The 14,974-nt window shown below is 66.0% G+C and carries 16 protein-coding genes; 7 read left to right on the top strand and 9 right to left on the bottom strand.

Features of this window, described 5'->3' with window-relative positions; translation table 11 throughout:
* Nucleotides 1-11 precede the first annotated feature (11 nt).
* From AC1DDH_RS18085 to AC1DDH_RS18075, 3 genes are all read right to left on the bottom strand, one after another.
* Nucleotides 12-590, bottom strand: coding sequence for a GNAT family N-acetyltransferase (locus tag AC1DDH_RS18085; protein ID WP_476955998.1), 579 nt, complete (start codon nucleotides 588-590; stop codon nucleotides 12-14).
* 138 nt (nucleotides 591-728) lie between these two features.
* Complete coding sequence (locus tag AC1DDH_RS18080; RefSeq protein WP_476857392.1) at nucleotides 729-1,334, bottom strand: dihydrofolate reductase family protein; 606 nt, start codon at nucleotides 1,332-1,334, stop codon at nucleotides 729-731.
* A gap of 234 nt (nucleotides 1,335-1,568) precedes the next feature.
* Entirely contained in the window at nucleotides 1,569-2,126 is a 558-nt protein-coding gene (locus AC1DDH_RS18075; RefSeq protein WP_476851168.1) for a putative immunity protein, read from the bottom strand.
* Between the two features lie 322 nt (nucleotides 2,127-2,448).
* Between AC1DDH_RS18075 and AC1DDH_RS18070 the strand changes: the two genes are divergently transcribed.
* Nucleotides 2,449-3,381: a hypothetical protein gene (locus tag AC1DDH_RS18070; protein WP_476888097.1), complete on the top strand. Its 933-nt coding sequence runs from the start codon at nucleotides 2,449-2,451 to the stop codon at nucleotides 3,379-3,381.
* Nucleotides 3,382-3,463: 82 nt separating this feature from the next.
* Nucleotides 3,464-3,958 carry a DUF1801 domain-containing protein gene (locus AC1DDH_RS18065; protein WP_476948387.1) on the top strand — a complete coding sequence of 165 codons (495 nt, stop codon included), beginning with the start codon at nucleotides 3,464-3,466 and terminating at the stop codon, nucleotides 3,956-3,958.
* A gap of 98 nt (nucleotides 3,959-4,056) precedes the next feature.
* Here AC1DDH_RS18065 and AC1DDH_RS18060 read toward each other — a convergent pair whose 3' ends face one another.
* The 6 genes from AC1DDH_RS18060 to AC1DDH_RS18035 form a co-directional block, all read right to left on the bottom strand.
* Entirely contained in the window at nucleotides 4,057-4,698 is a 642-nt protein-coding gene (locus tag AC1DDH_RS18060; RefSeq protein ID WP_476851166.1) for an NADPH-dependent F420 reductase, read from the bottom strand.
* A gap of 147 nt (nucleotides 4,699-4,845) precedes the next feature.
* Nucleotides 4,846-5,436 carry a TetR/AcrR family transcriptional regulator gene (locus AC1DDH_RS18055; protein ID WP_476955997.1) on the bottom strand — a complete coding sequence of 197 codons (591 nt, stop codon included), beginning with the start codon at nucleotides 5,434-5,436 and terminating at the stop codon, nucleotides 4,846-4,848.
* A 136-nt stretch (nucleotides 5,437-5,572) separates the two neighbouring features.
* Nucleotides 5,573-5,716, bottom strand: a complete 144-nt coding sequence (locus tag AC1DDH_RS18050; RefSeq protein WP_476851164.1) for a hypothetical protein — start codon at nucleotides 5,714-5,716, stop codon at nucleotides 5,573-5,575.
* A 170-nt stretch (nucleotides 5,717-5,886) separates the two neighbouring features.
* Entirely contained in the window at nucleotides 5,887-7,083 is a 1,197-nt protein-coding gene (locus AC1DDH_RS18045) for a luciferase domain-containing protein (protein ID WP_476955996.1), read from the bottom strand.
* Nucleotides 7,084-7,235: 152 nt separating this feature from the next.
* Complete coding sequence (locus AC1DDH_RS18040) at nucleotides 7,236-8,219, bottom strand: zinc-binding alcohol dehydrogenase family protein (RefSeq protein ID WP_476851162.1); 984 nt, start codon at nucleotides 8,217-8,219, stop codon at nucleotides 7,236-7,238.
* Complete coding sequence (locus AC1DDH_RS18035; protein WP_476851161.1) at nucleotides 8,216-8,689, bottom strand: MarR family winged helix-turn-helix transcriptional regulator; 474 nt, start codon at nucleotides 8,687-8,689, stop codon at nucleotides 8,216-8,218. Before AC1DDH_RS18035 ends, AC1DDH_RS18040 begins: the two co-directional genes overlap by 4 nt.
* A 165-nt stretch (nucleotides 8,690-8,854) precedes the next feature.
* Between AC1DDH_RS18035 and AC1DDH_RS18030 the strand changes: the two genes are divergently transcribed.
* The 5 genes from AC1DDH_RS18030 to AC1DDH_RS18010 all read left to right on the top strand — a co-directional run bounded on the left by AC1DDH_RS18030 (nucleotide 8,855) and on the right by AC1DDH_RS18010 (nucleotide 14,962).
* Nucleotides 8,855-9,649, top strand: coding sequence for an IclR family transcriptional regulator (locus tag AC1DDH_RS18030; protein ID WP_476851160.1), 795 nt, complete (start codon nucleotides 8,855-8,857; stop codon nucleotides 9,647-9,649).
* Between the two features lie 151 nt (nucleotides 9,650-9,800).
* Nucleotides 9,801-11,078, top strand: a complete 1,278-nt coding sequence (locus tag AC1DDH_RS18025) for a cytochrome P450 (RefSeq protein WP_476851159.1) — start codon at nucleotides 9,801-9,803, stop codon at nucleotides 11,076-11,078.
* Between the two features lie 5 nt (nucleotides 11,079-11,083).
* Nucleotides 11,084-12,262, top strand: coding sequence for a PEP/pyruvate-binding domain-containing protein (locus AC1DDH_RS18020; RefSeq protein WP_476851158.1), 1,179 nt, complete (start codon nucleotides 11,084-11,086; stop codon nucleotides 12,260-12,262).
* A gap of 68 nt (nucleotides 12,263-12,330) precedes the next feature.
* The gene (locus AC1DDH_RS18015; RefSeq protein WP_476851157.1) at nucleotides 12,331-14,208 is read left to right on the top strand and encodes a PEP-utilizing enzyme; all 1,878 of its coding nucleotides are present in this window, start codon (nucleotides 12,331-12,333) and stop codon (nucleotides 14,206-14,208) included.
* On the top strand, nucleotides 14,201-14,962 hold the full coding sequence (locus AC1DDH_RS18010; protein WP_476851156.1) for an SDR family NAD(P)-dependent oxidoreductase: 762 nt from the start codon (nucleotides 14,201-14,203) through the stop codon (nucleotides 14,960-14,962). The genes AC1DDH_RS18015 and AC1DDH_RS18010 overlap by 8 nt, the downstream gene beginning before the upstream one ends.
* Nucleotides 14,963-14,974 lie beyond the last annotated feature (12 nt).

Here is a 14,974-nt window from a genome sequence, read left to right as displayed (position 1 = left end):
ATACGGGCGGGTCACTGGGGACGAAGGCGGGAATCGTCAGTCTCCCATTCATCTCGGGTGATCGCGTACTCGACGTCGCCGTGCTCTTCGCCCGGAACGGACACCGGCCAGTCCGCGACGAAGGCCCGCACGAGGCGCATCCCGGATTTCTCCATCACCCTTCGGGAGGCCGTGTTGACTGCCATGGTCGAGGCTACAACCCGTTGCACCCCGAACTCGGTGAACCCCTTGGCGATCAGCGCCCGCGATCCCTCCGTCGCGTGCCCCTTTCCCCAGGCCGCGTGGCGCAACCGGTAGCCCAGTTCCGGCTGATCTTGTGGATCGTCGGGGCCTGGCCGGAAGTGGAACCAGCCGAGGAATTCCCCGGTCGTCTTCTCGATCGCGGCCCAGAACCCGTAGCCGGGAAAGCGCTGGTAGTAGTCGAGGAATGCCGGGAGGAAGTCGCCTTCTATCTCGTCCCGGGGGGTGGGGATACCGCCGGTGATGTACCGCATCACGCGCGGATCGCTGTCCAGTTCCACGAGTAGCTCCGCATCGTCGGGGGTGAACTGCCGGAGCAGAAGTCGTTCAGTCTCCAGGAAGGTGAGCATGCAGACATTCTCGCACCGGAGGAAGACCCGTCACGCCGATCGGGGAGGTCGGATTACCGTCGCTGGACGATCGTACTGGCCGTTGGGATTGGTCCCGGGTTGTACCTGGGCCGGAGCGGGCCGGATCCCAGTTCGGAGTCAGCCGACGCGGCGATAGCGGATGTGGGTGGCCAGCGGTGAGTGGAGCACCTCGGCGGGCTCGAAGCCGAAGGATTCAACCCCGTCGAAAATACGTTCGCCCGAACCGAGCAGGACCGGTGCGATGTCGAGGGTGAGCTCGTCGATCACGCCGGCGATCAGTGCCTGCCGGACGGTCGAGGCCCCGCCGGCGATGTCCACGCCCTTGTCCCCGGCGGCCTGGCGGGCTGCGGAGTAGGCCGCGTCGAAGCCCTCGGTGACGAAGTGGAAGGTCGTTCCGCCGTCCATCTGGATCGGGTCGTGTCCGTGATGGGTCAGCACGAACACCGGCGCGTGGTACGGCGGTTCGGCTCCCCACCACCCGGCCCAGTCCTCATCCCAGTCCCCGCGGACCGGGCCGAACATGTTCCGCCCCATCACATACGCACCCCGTGGGCGCATGAGCCACTCGTTCGCGACCTTGTCGGCATCGTTGGCCCGCGGGTCGCCGATGTGCCAGCGGTGCAGCTCCAGCCCCCGCTTGCCCAGGGGGTTCTCGCGGCTCTGGTCCGGCCCGGCGACGAAGCCATCCAGCGAGATCGACATGTGGCAGGTGGTGTCCGGCATCGCGAACCTCCAGAGTGATAGCGACTTGCATGCGGTCGTGGGGATTCTGGGGATCCTAGCAGGTGATGGCATCCTCGACCACCGTCTCCGGCGGCTGGTCCCGACGGTCTCCTCACCCGGGCACGTGGGCCAAGCTGCTGGCTTCCAGGAATCCAGTAGCTGTATCGGATTTTCTGGCAGCACCAGTGCGGGCGGATGGTGTCGCGGTGGGGGACCGGCTTGCGGGCGGCAGATTCAACTGGAGGAGGCAGGCTGGTCGGGGCGGGCCAAGTCGGCCTGGATCGTGCGGATGATCGAGGCGAGGATTCCGGATGCGAGAAGTCCTGGCCCCAGCGGACCGGCGGGATTCGCGCCCAGCGGTGGCAGGCGCCGGAGCGCGGACCGGGCTTCGGCGCTCATGTGCTCGAGTTGCCAGTGGATCTCGTCGTCGATCGTCTGGGGCCGACCGGGCGCGGCCAGTCCGGCCGCTTTCGCGGCATACGCGGCTGCCCCCAGGGCGTGCGCGCCCATGTGGGCGACGGCGGCGGCTTGCGTGGCGGACCGGGCGGCAGCCACCGCAGCAGGGCTGGTCACCTCGCGTGCGGCACGGCCGGCCACAAACCGCCGGCGGATCTCGTCGGCGGCACTGAGTTCACCGCGGGCGAAGGCCCGCGCCCGGGCGATGGCGTCGCGGGGGCGATCATCTGCCGGCGCCTCGGCCTCAAATAAAGCCACAACCCGCTCAGCGCAGTCTGCGGCCCAAGTCGCGACGACGCGGCGCTCGGGCTCACTCAGCGTCTGCGGAGAAGCCATATCAGCACCATACACATGCTGTGCAGACCGGTCGGCTTACGGGCAGTGCGATGGACGCGAATCTCGGTCTCGATACGTGGGCACGTCTGGATTCCCGGCCGGAACCCTGGACATGACTTGGGTGTGCCGGACCCGCCCCTAAAGCAATGCCGCCTGTTCCGGCTGGAGGTCTCTACCGGGCGGGTCGCAACCTGGGTTCCCATCGGACTGCGACAGAATCGGAATCGGGTTCAGCCTGTGGGCCCACTGACGGCAGCAGAAACTCCCAGGCCGGGCAGTGTCGACTTGAATCGATCGACCGCCACAACGAAAGCGGGTCATTGTGGGCATCTTCAGGAAGAAGTCTCCCGAACCGGAACCGCTTGATTCGCACCTCACGTTCTTCACGATTTCAGGCGCTAACCATTTCCGAACGATCACGCGCGAAGTTTTCGCCGAGATGGGACTCGAAGTCCATGTTCAGCCCGGCCACGCTGTCGATGACTCCGGGCGTGAATTCGGATTTTGGAACGTGGCCGCCGCTTGTGGTGACCAGCCGCAATCCTTGTGGCGGGACCTGATACGCGAACATCTTCAACGCGTTCTGGCGAGCTTCGACGCACCCGATCCGTTCGACATCCTTGCCCCTGCTGATGTAGCGAAGCAGACTTTCGCACGCCTTTATGATGAGGCGAGCATGCCAGGGATCGACGGCTACCCGCACAGGGAGTTCGCGCCGGGCATCGTCGAGATGATCGCGCTCGACCTCCCGGACACGGTTACCGTTTTCAGTCACAACAACGCAAACAAGTTCGGCGGGTTCGAAGCCCTCAGAACCCAGGGTATTGCGAACCTTCGCGGGCTGGCAGTCGAAAAACTCGAAACCCTCCCTGCACCGGGAGGGGGCTCGTTCACGGCTCTGTTAGGTGAATCTGTCTATACCGGGAGCCGGGCTCTACTTCTTCCCGACTTGGCCTCACAACTCATCGGCAAGCGCGTCCGAGAAGAATTCGGCTGGCTCATGAGCGTCCCGAACCGACACCAAGTCGTTTGGCACATCATCGAAGACGCCACCGTCATTCCAGCGGTTAACGGAATGGCCCGATTCGCCGCCATGGGATACAGCGATTCACCTGCACCGGTGAGTCCACACGTCTTTTGGTGGAACGGGACGAGCTACGAGCAACTTACCGAGGTGTCCGACGATGGTGGCCTGGGGATACGAGTAAGTCCAGCATTCCAGGCCGTCCTGGAATCGATAACTGCGGACAGTTAGAGACTTCGCCGAAGAGCCTGATACGGCTCGCGAGAAAACGGTTGTGGTTCCGTCTCGCGATGGGTGAGGAATAATACCCTCCATGACCAGCGGGGAGATCGGTAAGAGGGAAGCCCAAAAGCCGGCAACGCGCACCGGTGCGCGTGTTGACGTCGCCCCAACTCTGCCGGAATCCATGACCGGCAGGGCAAGCCCGGCAAAAGCGGCGGTCGGCGACAAGCCAGTCTTCGCATATATCGCCAGCCTGCCACAGCCGCAGCGGGGCATCGCCGAAACGGTCGATGCTTTGGCGGCAAAGACGCTGCCCAGCCTCCGGCGCTCAGTGAAGTGGGGCATGTCCTACTACGGAGTCGGCGACGGGTGGTGCTTCAGCTGCGGCGGTTTTGCTGGCCATGTGAAGCTCATGTTTGTGAATGGCGCCGCGCTCGAGCCTGTACCTCCGGTGACACCGGTGGGGATGGGCAAGTCGACTCGGGGTGTGGAGCTCAAATCCATGGACGACGTCGACGAACGCCAGATCGCGGCGTGGATGAAGCAGGTCGCGTCCGTGCCGGGTGTCGGAGGCAAGAAGCGTTGAACCGGAGGCCTGCCGCCGAGGCAAACAAGAGCACGACGGCGGATCCGGCCCGCCGTCGTGCTCTTGCGTCTATTTCTTGACGCCTATCGCAGTCCGTGTTACTTGGTGACCTGAAGTCCGGTGTCCCAGTTGAAGTCGGCGAACTCGGGGTTGGCCTGCATGGTCATGAGGACGAACTGGAAGCCTTCGAGTTCCCGGGAGCGCTTGAGCGGACCGACCACCAGGGGGCGCATGCCGCCGGCGCTGACGAAGCTGCTCACGGCGGCGGTGGCGTCCGCGTTGTCGCCGGCGATGAAGACGTCCAGGGGCTGTCCGCCTGACTCTCCGGCGACGAGGGTGCCGGCGAAGGTGGTGTTGAACGCCTTGACCACGTTGGCGCCTGCGGGGGCAAGCTGCGCGATTTCTTCGGCGGCGGAGGTGCCGGGCTCGACGACCAGGGAGTCAAAGGTCTCGAAGTTCACCGGGTTGGTGATGTCGACGATGGTCTTGCCGGTCAGGGCCTCGCCGTAGGCGCTGACGACGTTCTTGGCGGCGTCGAACGGGACAGCGAGGACCACGATGGCGCCCTGCGGGGCCTCGGCGGTGGTCCCGAAGGTGACTCCGGCGCCGAGTTCGGCGGCCAGTTCCTGCGCTTTGGTGATGTCCTGTCCGAGGATTTCCACGGTCAGGCCGCCGGCGAGTGCTCGGGTGGCGATGCCGCGGGCCATGTTGCCGTTGCCGATGATGGTGAGGTTCGTCATGGGTGTCTTCTTTCCGAATATGCGGGCCAGGAGGGTTTTCATCAGATTCTGTTCTCTTGGGGGAGTGATGCTTGAAGCTACAACTAAATGTACGTCAGGAAAGTTGAAGCGTCAACTATTTTTTCGAACGGAACGGAGTATTCGCGCCTATGACGGCCGCTGGGCCGTATCCACGGCATCTTGAGCGAGCAGTTCGCCGGTGCGCACGATGGTTGCGCGCCTGCGCTCTGCGTCCGGCGGTCCGGTGATCACGAGGGGGACATTCGGGCTCGAGACCCAGGCGTGGCACAGGGTGACGATGGTCAGGAGCAGGTCTTCCGCCGCGGCCTCGCTCAAGGCCGGAAGGGCATTCCGGATCTCGGTGACTTTGTTCGCCGAGCGGAGGGTGCGGGCCTCGGCTCCTACCGGATGTCCCTGCTCAAGCCCCTCCCAAAAGGTAAGGCGTGCGAGGCTGGGGCGGCTCCTGGAAAAATCAAAGTACCGTCCCGCGAAATCTCCGATCGCACCAGGACCCATGCCGGCGACCGGAAGGTCGTTCAGGGCGGTGACGAGTTCGCGTGTGAGCGCCGCTTCAAAGAGTCCGGCCTTGCCGCCAAAGTAGAAGTAGATCCGTTCGCGGTTGCACCCGGAGATCCGCGAAATCTGATGGATGCGCGCACCGGAGAAGCCACGATCAGAGAACTCGGTAATTGCGGCATCGAGGATTTTCTTCCGCGTCGCATCAGTGTCCCAGGCCATGGCCCCCATCATAACTCCAACCGTTTGTTTGCTTTCGCGAAACAGCACGCAGTAGCATCAATTCCAACCATACGTTTGGAGATTGAGTGGAACACGAGGGTAAGGCGCTAGCGGCCGATGAAACGGATGGGCATCATCACCGAACCGTCGGTGTGGCATCGGTCCATGTGAGGGCTGCTGTCACCTGGGTGGCGATCTTTCCGCTGGCCGCAATCGGGATGAGTATTTTGGCCGCTTTGGCGCCGGGGTGGCCACCGATCCTGCGTGCTTTTACGCTCACTCTTGTGGCCGTTCCCATTGCCGTCTACTTCGCCGTTCCCCGCCTTCTCCTGCTCCAGGCGAAGCTGGGCCACGTTGCCACGCGCACTCGGGCGCGGCACAATGCGAAACGCCATGCGCGGGTTCGCAAGCCACGCCGGGGTGCATGATCGGGGCCGGCCTGCCGGAACGTTACAACCTGTGGGCGTCGGGGCCTGTGGCGCAGGCGTGACTGGTCTCTACCATTGCAGCGACCACGTGCAGCTCATTCTCGTCGCGGGGCCCGTAGACCATGACCATGCCTCGAGCCAGCCGGATGCCGGCCAGCGGGTGGGCCACTGCCCAGCCCTTGGCGATTGCCTCCGCGGCCAGTTGGGGCGGCAGGGCCAGGTGGAGGGAGCCGTCGTGGGGCGGGTGCTGGTGGGCAAACTCCCCGGCTGAGGGGACCAGGAACGCATCCTCGGGAGCGTCAGGTTCAGGCTTTATCATCAGGCCCCGCGCGCCTGGAACGGAGATAACGGACTGCGAAGTCGAGACTCCGGCGAGCGAACTGATCCTGGCGAACAACTTTTCCTGAAGGTCCAGTGGCGCATTGTCACTGCGCTGTTCCTGCGGGATTGTCCATGACACGGTGGGGCGCTGACCGGCCCTGCGGGGAAGAGTGCCGTCCGGCAGGGCCGACCAGCGTCCGCCGGTGGTGCCTTCATCCGCTCCGGGACGAGCCAGGAACGACAGTCGCTCGTGGATCCAGCCCCCGAGTTCACGGAGCGTCTGGCCGCTGATCTGGTGCCCTCCGGGGTCGCGGCGGGCGTAGGCGGGGGCGGCGGAATCCGTCAGCAAGTAATTCCAGGTGCGGTCCAGCAGTTCCGTGGGGATGACTTTGTCCTGATCGCCCTGAGCGACGAAAACCGGAAGGCCTGCCAGCCGGGCCGGCGCGACCGGGACACCGGCGTCGAACGGCAAGGTGCCGTACAGAATAGCCGCACCGGAGAATCGTTGCGGATCTGCAAGGACCAGCCCGCCGGCGAATGCTGCACCCCCGCTGAAGCCGACGAGCACGACCGGCCGGCCTGCGGGGGCGACGGCATCGAGCCAGGTTCGGAACCACGCCATGGATGCCGTCAGCGACTCGGCGACCGGACGGCCGATGCCACGGTTGGCAAACCATGCATAGCCGCCGCCCTCTGCGATCGGCGCCCGGACGGCGGCGTAGGCCGGGCCGGGCGGCAGGTGGTCGGCGAGGGCAATGATCTCGCGCTCGCTTGAGCCCCGGCCGTGCAACAGCACCACCAGGGGAGCCGCAGGGTCGGACGACCCGGCCGTCGTCGCCACTGCCGAGGTGCCCGGGTGGCGGCCGTCAGGATCGGTGGACTTCTCGGAGATGCGCATGAATGCTCCTGCTCGGGGGTGTTGGGCACAATTAGTTTCTCTTGAAGCTTCAACTATTATTGCGCATCGCGTATTCCCCCAGCGACTGTTGCGAATCAGCGGGGCGTCGCAACAGGGTTGGGGGAAGTGGCATTCGCTGCCGGCTGTGGGTCTTACGTGGTGACGACGAGTTTGCCGCTGACGCGGTTTTCCTCCATGTCCGTGTGGGCCCGGACGATGTCATCGAGGGTGTAGACCTTGCCGATGGGTACCATCGCGGTGCCGTCACTGACGGCCTGCAGGAATTCCTGGAGCACGCCGCCGGGGAGGTCGGGGGCGCCGCCTGTGTAGGAGGTGAGCCGGACGCCCCGCGGAATGTAGTCAATCGGATAGAAGTCCGGGACCGTCCACTGGTTTGAGAGCATCCCGGTGAAGCAGACGACGCCGTGGACCCGGGTGGCGCGCAACGTGTCGGGCAGCGTGGGGGTGCCGACGAGTTCGAGGGCGGCGTCCACGCCGCCCGGAACAATGCGGCGCACGGCAGTGGCGAGGTCGCCGTCGTCGATCAGGACATGGTCGACGCCGATCGAGGCGAGCGCTTCCCGCTTGGCTTCGTCACGCGTTGAGGCCAGGACGGTGAGCCCGCGGCGCTTGGCAAGTATTGCGGCGGCCATGCCGACGGAGGAGGTTCCGCCGCGGATGAGCAGGCTCTGGCCGGCCTGGATGTCCAGGCCAATGGTGAGGGAGCCGTGGGCGGTCTGAAGCATCTCCGGGACGGCGCCGATGACGGACCAGGGCAGCTCTGATTCGAAGGCAATGACCTGCCGGGCCGGCACGCACGTGTACTCGGCGTAGCCGCCGTCGAACACGCGGCCCATGCCCCCCATCAGGGTGGCGACCTTCTGCCCGGTGCGGAACTCGCCGCCGGGGGAGTCGGCCACCTCGCCGACAGCTTCGATTCCGGGCACGCGCGGGAACGTGACGCCCTCGGCCAAGCCCAGGCGGGTGTGCAGTTCCGAGCGGTTGAGCCCGAACGCCCGGACCCGGATGAGCACCTGGCCCGGCAGTGGCACGGGGATGGGTCGGTCGCGAATGACCAGCGCCTCGGCCGGCCCTGGGCCGTCCAGCACCACGGCCCGCATGGTGCCGCCGCTCACTGACCGGCCGCCGTCGAGTCCACGGAGGGCCGCTGGGCGCTGCGGACCCGTGTCAGGAGGTCCAGCAGGGTGGTGGTCTCCTGCGGACTCAGGGCCGGGGTGAACCAGCGCGCGAGTTCGGCCTCGATCACTGCGCGTCCCCGAGCGACCACCGCGGCCCCCGCTTCCGTGAGGTCAAGGAGGGAGGAGCGCCGGTCGTCCGGGTTCATCTTCCGCGAGCAGTACCCGGCCGCCTCAACACGGTCAACCAGCTTGCTGGCGCCGCCCACGGTTATGGCCAGCGCCGACGCGATGTCGAACACCCTGCACGTGCCAAGGGAGGAGACAACGACCATCGCCTCGAACCTGCCGAGGGGAAGTCCGCATTCCTGGCGCAGGCGGGCGTCGACCGCATCCCACAGCTCGGTTTCCAGCCGGGTCAGTGCGCTGAAGAGGGGATAGAAGTCAGTCTGGCCAGTTCTGGTGTCCATGGATCAAGATTAGCATTTGGATTCCATGGAAGATACTTCCCCGGATTCTACTTACCGGCCGGCTGCAGCTCTTTGGCGGACTCGTGTGCTCCTGCTCGAGGGCTAGACTCTGATCGGACGTCCCGGCGACCATCGACGATGGGCGAATATTTCAGAGGAGCCTTGATGGCTGGCGGCAGCAGTGAGCCCGGTAGGACTGTGACCTCGAAGGTGCTCTCCATCCTGGAAGCCTTCGAAAAGTCCCGGGGTGCCCTCAGCCTGACGGAAATCGCGGAAAAATCCGGGCTGCCCCTGAGCACCGCCCACCGGCTTGTTAACGAGCTCACGGACTGGGGATTACTTTCCCGCGAGCCCAACGGCCGCTATCAGCTGGGCATCCGCCTCTGGGAGCTTGCCCAGAACACCGGGCGGCAGCTCCGCGACGCGGCGCGCCCATACATCCAGGATCTTTTCTCCCTCACGGGCGAAACCGCGCACCTGGCCGTCCGGTCCGGCCACGAGGTGCTGTACATCGACCGCGTCTACGGCTCCAAGCGCCTGCCCCGAGCTTCCCGCGTCGGCGGACGCCTGCCCATGCACGCGACCGCCGTCGGGAAGGTCCTCCTGGCCTTCGAGGAGGATTGGGTCCGCGACGCCTACCTGAACCGGCAGCTCGAGCGGCACACCGCGCACACCCACGTTGACCCGAGAAAGCTGGCCGCCGAACTGACCCAGATCCGGGAGCAGGGCTACGCCACTACGCTCGAGGAAGTCCGGCTGGGCTCGTGCTCCATCGCCGTCCCGGTCTTCCACACCGGCAGAATCGGCGCCGCGATCGGCCTGGTGCTTCCCACGAGCCAGGCCGCCACGATGAGCCGCCACCTTCCCGTCCTGAGGGGCATCTCGGCGCAGATCGAACGCGCCACCGCGCGGATCCCGCTGGAAACGCTGCTGGGCAGCCACACTGCGGCATCGCACTAGGCCGAACCCTGCAGCTGCAGGCCCGCGGCAAAGTGACTTCCGCTCAGTGGAAGCCTTTCCTGCCATCCCGAGGTGACGGGGGCCACACTGGAGGAAGAACCCCCGGCATGCACTGCTGCTGTCAGCGGGACCGGAAAACCAAGGAGCCCAGATGTCATCGTCGACTGAAACGGCCGGCCGCTGTCCCTTCGGACACGGCGCCGAAGCCCCTACGGGGCACCACGGCTACGAGCCGTTCCAGATGAAGGATCCCTTCCCCGCCTACGCCGAACTCCGGGCTGAGCAGCCCGTGATGTTCGACGAGCGGATCGGCCTCTATGTCGTCTCCCGCTATGACGACATCAAGGCCGTCTTTGAAGACTGGGAGACTTTCTCCAGCGAAAACGCCCAGGCGCCTGTCCGCGAACGCGGTGCCGCGGCCAAGAAGATCATGGACGACGGCGGCTTCACCGCCTACTCGGGCCTCTCCGCCCGCCGCCCGCCGGAGCACACCCGCATCCGCGCCGTGGTGCAGAAGGCCTTCACCCCCCGCCGGTACAAGGCCCTGGAACCGTTCATCCGGCAAAACGTCGTCGGACTGCTTGAAGAAATGCTGGCCCGGCCGGAAGGCCGCGGCGACATGGTCAAGGACCTTGCTTACGACGTCCCCACCATCACCATCCTCACCCTGATCGGCGCAGACGTAGCCCAGGTCGACACCTTCAAGCGCTGGAGCGATTCCCGCGCCGCCATGACGTGGGGCGACCTCACTGACGACGAACAGATCCCGCACGCCCACAGCCTGGTGGAGTACTGGCAGGAATGCCTCCGGCTGGTCAGGGTGGCTCACGAGGAAGGCGGCGACAACCTCACCGCGGACCTGGTCAAAGCGCAGCAGGACGGCGCCGAAATCTCCGACCACGAGGTCGCTTCCGTCCTCTATAGCCTGCTCTTCGCCGGCCACGAGACCACCACCACGCTGATCTCCAACGCCCTCCGCGAACTCCTGGCCCGCCCCGATCAGTGGAAGCAGCTGGTGGAGGACCCGAAGAAAATTCCCGCCGCCATCGACGAAGTCCTGCGCTACGCCGGCTCGATCGTCGGCTGGCGCCGCAAGGCCCTCAAGGACGCTGAAGTTGGCGGCGTCGCCATCGAAGAAGGCGCACAGTTGCTGCTCCTCATGGGCTCAGCCAACCGGGATGACACCAAGTTCGACGCCGGCGAGGACTTCGACATCACCCGCCCCAACGCCCGCGAGCACCTGTCCTTCGGGTTTGGCATCCACTACTGCCTGGGCAACATGCTCGCCAAGCTTCAGGCCAAGATCGCCCTCGAGGAAGTGGTCCGGCTCGTCCCGGAGCTGCAGCTGGAGCATCCGGAAACCATCTCCTTCCGGGAGAACCTCTCCTTCCGCGTCCCCGAGACCGTCCCCGTCACCTGGAAGGCCTGAGAAATATGCAGAGCAACGAATACGTCCAGTTCTTCGACGGCGGCATCGAACCGAAGCTCGAAAACCTTGGCGGCAAGGGCGCCTCCCTGGTCACCATGACCTTCGCCGGCATGCCCGTCCCGCCCGGCTTCGTGGTCACCACCGCGCAGTTCGATGCCTTCATGGAGGAAGCCGGGATCACCCGGGACATCCACCAGCTCCTTGCAGGACTGGACCCCGAAGACATGGGCCAGGTGGATAGGGTGTCCGCCGCGATCCGGGCGGACATCCGCTCCCGCGCGGTGCCTCAGGCCCTGCGCGAGCTCACCGTCGCCGCCTACGAGTCCCTGATGTCCCGCTTTGAGTCGCCGGTCCCGGTGGCCGTTCGCTCCAGCGCCACCGCCGAGGACCTGCCGGACGCCTCCTTCGCCGGCCAGCAGGACACTTACCTCTGGCTCGACGGCGTCAAGGCCGTCACCGAGCACATCCGCCAGTGCTGGGCCTCGCTCTTCACATCCCGCGCCATCATCTACCGGCTCAAGAACAACATCCCCAACGAGGGCCTCTCGATGGCGGTCGTGGTGCAGAAGATGGTCAACGCACGGGTCTCCGGCGTCGCCATCACCATGGACCCCACCAACGGCGACCGTTCCAAGATCACTATCGACTCCTCCTACGGGGTGGGGGAGATGGTGGTCTCCGGCCAGGTCACGCCGGACAACATCATGCTGGACAAGGTCACGCTGGCGGTCGTCTCCGAACACCTCGGCGACAAGCACGCCGAACTCGTCCCGGACGCCGTTGCCGGCCGCCTGGTGGAGCGGGAGGTCGACGCCGAACGCCGCGGCCGCCGCAGCCTCACCGGCGCCGAGCTCACCGCCGTCGCGCAGATGGCCAAGCGCGCGGAGAAGCACTACAAGTGCCCGCAGGACATCGAGTGGGCCCTCGATGCGGACTTGCCGGACGGGGAGAACCTGCTCCTGCTGCAGTCCCGCCCGGAAACCGTGCACTCCTCGAAGCCTGTTGTCCCATCCTCGGCAGCCGCCGGCGGCTACTTCAGCGGACTCAGCCCCGCCACTTCTGCGGCAGCGCCCGCTTCCCCGACGGCGCCAGCCATCACGACGCCGGCCGGCCCGGCGCCGTCGTCCGCCACCGGCTTTAGCCTCGGCAGCATCACCGCCTCACTGCTGAAGCCGTCCTTCTAGAACGTTCCGACCCGCTAGTCCGCTACGTCACCCAGGCTCAACGCCGAGCCCGTATTGAAAGGACCGCCATGTCCCTGAAGTCCTTCCCCAAACCCTCCGAGCTCGCGGTCCCCGCCGGGGCCGAGGGCTGGGAAAAGATCTACCCGTACTATCTGGTCTTCCAGGACAAGCTCAAGGAGCAGGAGGACGCCAAGTTCTGGTTCTGCGACAGCCAGCATTGGCCCACCGTGTTCAAGCCCTTCGAGACCATCGGCGGCGAGTTCGCGGTCAAGTGCCTGGGCCAGTACAACGCACGGCACCTGATGATCCCCAACGCCAACGGCATCGAGTTCCGCGTCCACCTGGGCTACCTCTACATGTCGCCCATCCCGGTCCCGGCGGACCAGATCGCCGCCCGCGTGCCCCTGTTCGAACAGCGCGTTGGCCACTACTTCCAGAACTGGGACCAGCTGCTCAAGCAGTGGCACGTCAAGGTCAAGGGCACCATCGACGAGATGGAAACCATTTCCTTCCCCAGGCTCCCGGACCTGGTCCCCATGGAGGACATCCTCTCCGGCAAGGGCAAGGACGGCTCCGAGAAGCTCCTGGAGAGCTACGACCGGCTCATCCAGCTGGCCTACCAGAACTGGCAGTACCACTTCGAGTTCCTCAACCTCGGCTACATCGCCTACCTGGACTTCTTCAACTTCTGCAAGCAGGTGTTCCCCAACATCCCGGACCAGTCCATCGCCACCATGGTGCAGGGCGTGGACATGGAGCTCTTCCGCCCGGATGACGAGCTCAAGCAGCTCGCCAAGCTTGCCGTGGAACTTGGGATCCAGGCCCACTTCAGCAACACCGACGACGTCGAGGCCACCCTGGCTGCCATCGCCGCGGCCCCCGGCGGTGACCGCTGGACGTCCCAGTACGATGCCGCCAGGGACCCGTGGTTCAACTTCACCGTGGGCAACGGCTTCTACGGCCACGACAAGTACTGGAACGAACACCAGGAAATCCCGCTCGGCTACATCGCGGACTACATCCGCCGCGTGGACGAGGGCCAGGAGATCATGCGGCCGGTGGAAGCGCTCATCGCCGAACGCGACCGCATCATCGAGGAATACCGCGAGCTGCTGGAAGGGGAAAACCAGGCCCTCTTCGACGCCAAGCGCGGGCTCGCCGCCACTGCCTACCCCTACGTGGAGAACCACAACTTCTACATCGAGCACTGGACCATGGGCGTCTTCTGGCGCAAGATCCGCGAGCTGTCCCGCATGATGCAGGCCGAGGGCTTCTGGACTGAACCGGACGACCTCCTCTACCTGGGCCGCAACGAGGTCCGCGACGCGCTGTTCGACCTGGTCACGGGCTGGGGCGTCGGTGCCAAGCCGATCGGTCCCGACTACTGGCCGGCAGAGATCGAGCGCCGCCGCGGAATCGTGGACGCGCTCAAGACCGCCCGGCCTGCCCCGGCGCTGAACACCCCGCCGGAATCCATCACCGAACCCTTCACCCGGATGCTGTGGGGCATCACCACCGAGCAAGTCCAGCAGTGGCTGGGCGCCGGCGAGAAAGTGGAGGGCGGGGGCCTGCGCGGCATGGCTGCCTCGCCGGGCGTGGTGGAGGGCCTGGCCCGCGTCATCACCGACGCGGACCAGCTCTCCGAGGTGCAGCAGGGCGAGATCCTGGTGGCCACCGTCACCGCACCGTCCTGGGGCCCGATCTTCGGCAAGATCAAGGCCACGGTCACGGACATCGGCGGCATGATGAGCCACGCGGCGATCGTCTGCCGGGAGTACGGTCTTCCGGCGGTGACCGGAACGGGTTCCGCCTCCACCACCATCAAGACCGGCCAGCGGCTGCGGGTGGACGGCACCAAGGGCACCGTGCAGATCCTCGATGCCGACCAACCGGAGCTCCTGGCGACCGGACCCGGCGCCCACGCCCACACCCACAGTCATGTCTGAGCTGAACGCGCCGGCTGCAAGGACCGTCCTGATCACCGGTGCCGCCGGCGGGCTGGGCCGGGCGTTTGCGCTCGGCTTTGCCGGCCGCGGCTACCGCGTGGCGGTCGCCGACATCAACCTCGAGGGCGCTGAGCAGACGGCCAAACTGGTCCGCGAACTCGGCGCCGAGGCCGCAGCCTTCCCGGCGGACGTCACCAGCGTAGACTCCACTGAGATCCTCGCACGGGACTGCGCGGACTTCGGGAACGGAAGCATCGACGTCGTCCTCAACAACGCGGCGGTGTACGCGGGGGTGACCCGCAGCCCGTTCGAGGACATCGACCCGGCCGAATGGGACCTGGTGATGAACGTCAACCTCAAGGGCCCCTGGCTCGTGACCCGCGCGGCGAGCCCGTACCTGCCCGAGGGCGGGCGCGTCATCAACCTCTCCAGCGCCACCATCTTCAGCGGCTCGGAACAGTGGCTCCACTACGTCGCGTCCAAGGGCGGCGTGGTGGCCATGACCCGGGTGATGGCCAAGGAACTGGGGCGCCGGGGGATCACGGTCAACGCGATCGCCCCCGGCTTCACGCTCACCGAAGCCAGCTACGGCCTGATGGAGAACGCCGAGAACTACGGTGTGGAGCGCGGGGCCATCAAGCGGGCCAGCCAGCCCGAGGACATCGTGGGCGCGGCCCTCTTCCTGGCTGGGCCGGACAGTTCCTACTACACGGGCCAGACCATGGTGGTGGACGGCGGCCGCCAGTTCATCTGAGGCGCTCCCTTG

The organism is Arthrobacter sp. 10T425, from assembly GCF_056393985.1.
Note: the sequence above shows the minus strand (reverse complement) of the source record. Positions and strands in the feature narration are given on the sequence as shown.

Coding starts and splice junctions, on each gene's coding strand:
- AC1DDH_RS18085 (WP_476955998.1), bottom strand. CDS start 590: ATGCTCACCTTCCTGGAGACTGAACGACTTCTGCTCCGGCAGTTCACC.
- AC1DDH_RS18080 (WP_476857392.1), bottom strand. CDS start 1,334: ATGCCGGACACCACCTGCCACATGTCGATCTCGCTGGATGGCTTCGTC.
- AC1DDH_RS18075 (WP_476851168.1), bottom strand. CDS start 2,126: ATGGCTTCTCCGCAGACGCTGAGTGAGCCCGAGCGCCGCGTCGTCGCG.
- AC1DDH_RS18065 (WP_476948387.1), top strand. CDS start 3,464: ATGACCAGCGGGGAGATCGGTAAGAGGGAAGCCCAAAAGCCGGCAACG.
- AC1DDH_RS18060 (WP_476851166.1), bottom strand. CDS start 4,698: ATGACGAACCTCACCATCATCGGCAACGGCAACATGGCCCGCGGCATC.
- AC1DDH_RS18055 (WP_476955997.1), bottom strand. CDS start 5,436: ATGGCCTGGGACACTGATGCGACGCGGAAGAAAATCCTCGATGCCGCA.
- AC1DDH_RS18045 (WP_476955996.1), bottom strand. CDS start 7,083: ATGCGCATCTCCGAGAAGTCCACCGATCCTGACGGCCGCCACCCGGGC.
- AC1DDH_RS18035 (WP_476851161.1), bottom strand. CDS start 8,689: ATGGACACCAGAACTGGCCAGACTGACTTCTATCCCCTCTTCAGCGCA.
- AC1DDH_RS18030 (WP_476851160.1), top strand. CDS start 8,855: ATGGCTGGCGGCAGCAGTGAGCCCGGTAGGACTGTGACCTCGAAGGTG.
- AC1DDH_RS18025 (WP_476851159.1), top strand. CDS start 9,801: ATGTCATCGTCGACTGAAACGGCCGGCCGCTGTCCCTTCGGACACGGC.
- AC1DDH_RS18020 (WP_476851158.1), top strand. CDS start 11,084: ATGCAGAGCAACGAATACGTCCAGTTCTTCGACGGCGGCATCGAACCG.
- AC1DDH_RS18015 (WP_476851157.1), top strand. CDS start 12,331: ATGTCCCTGAAGTCCTTCCCCAAACCCTCCGAGCTCGCGGTCCCCGCC.
- AC1DDH_RS18010 (WP_476851156.1), top strand. CDS start 14,201: ATGTCTGAGCTGAACGCGCCGGCTGCAAGGACCGTCCTGATCACCGGT.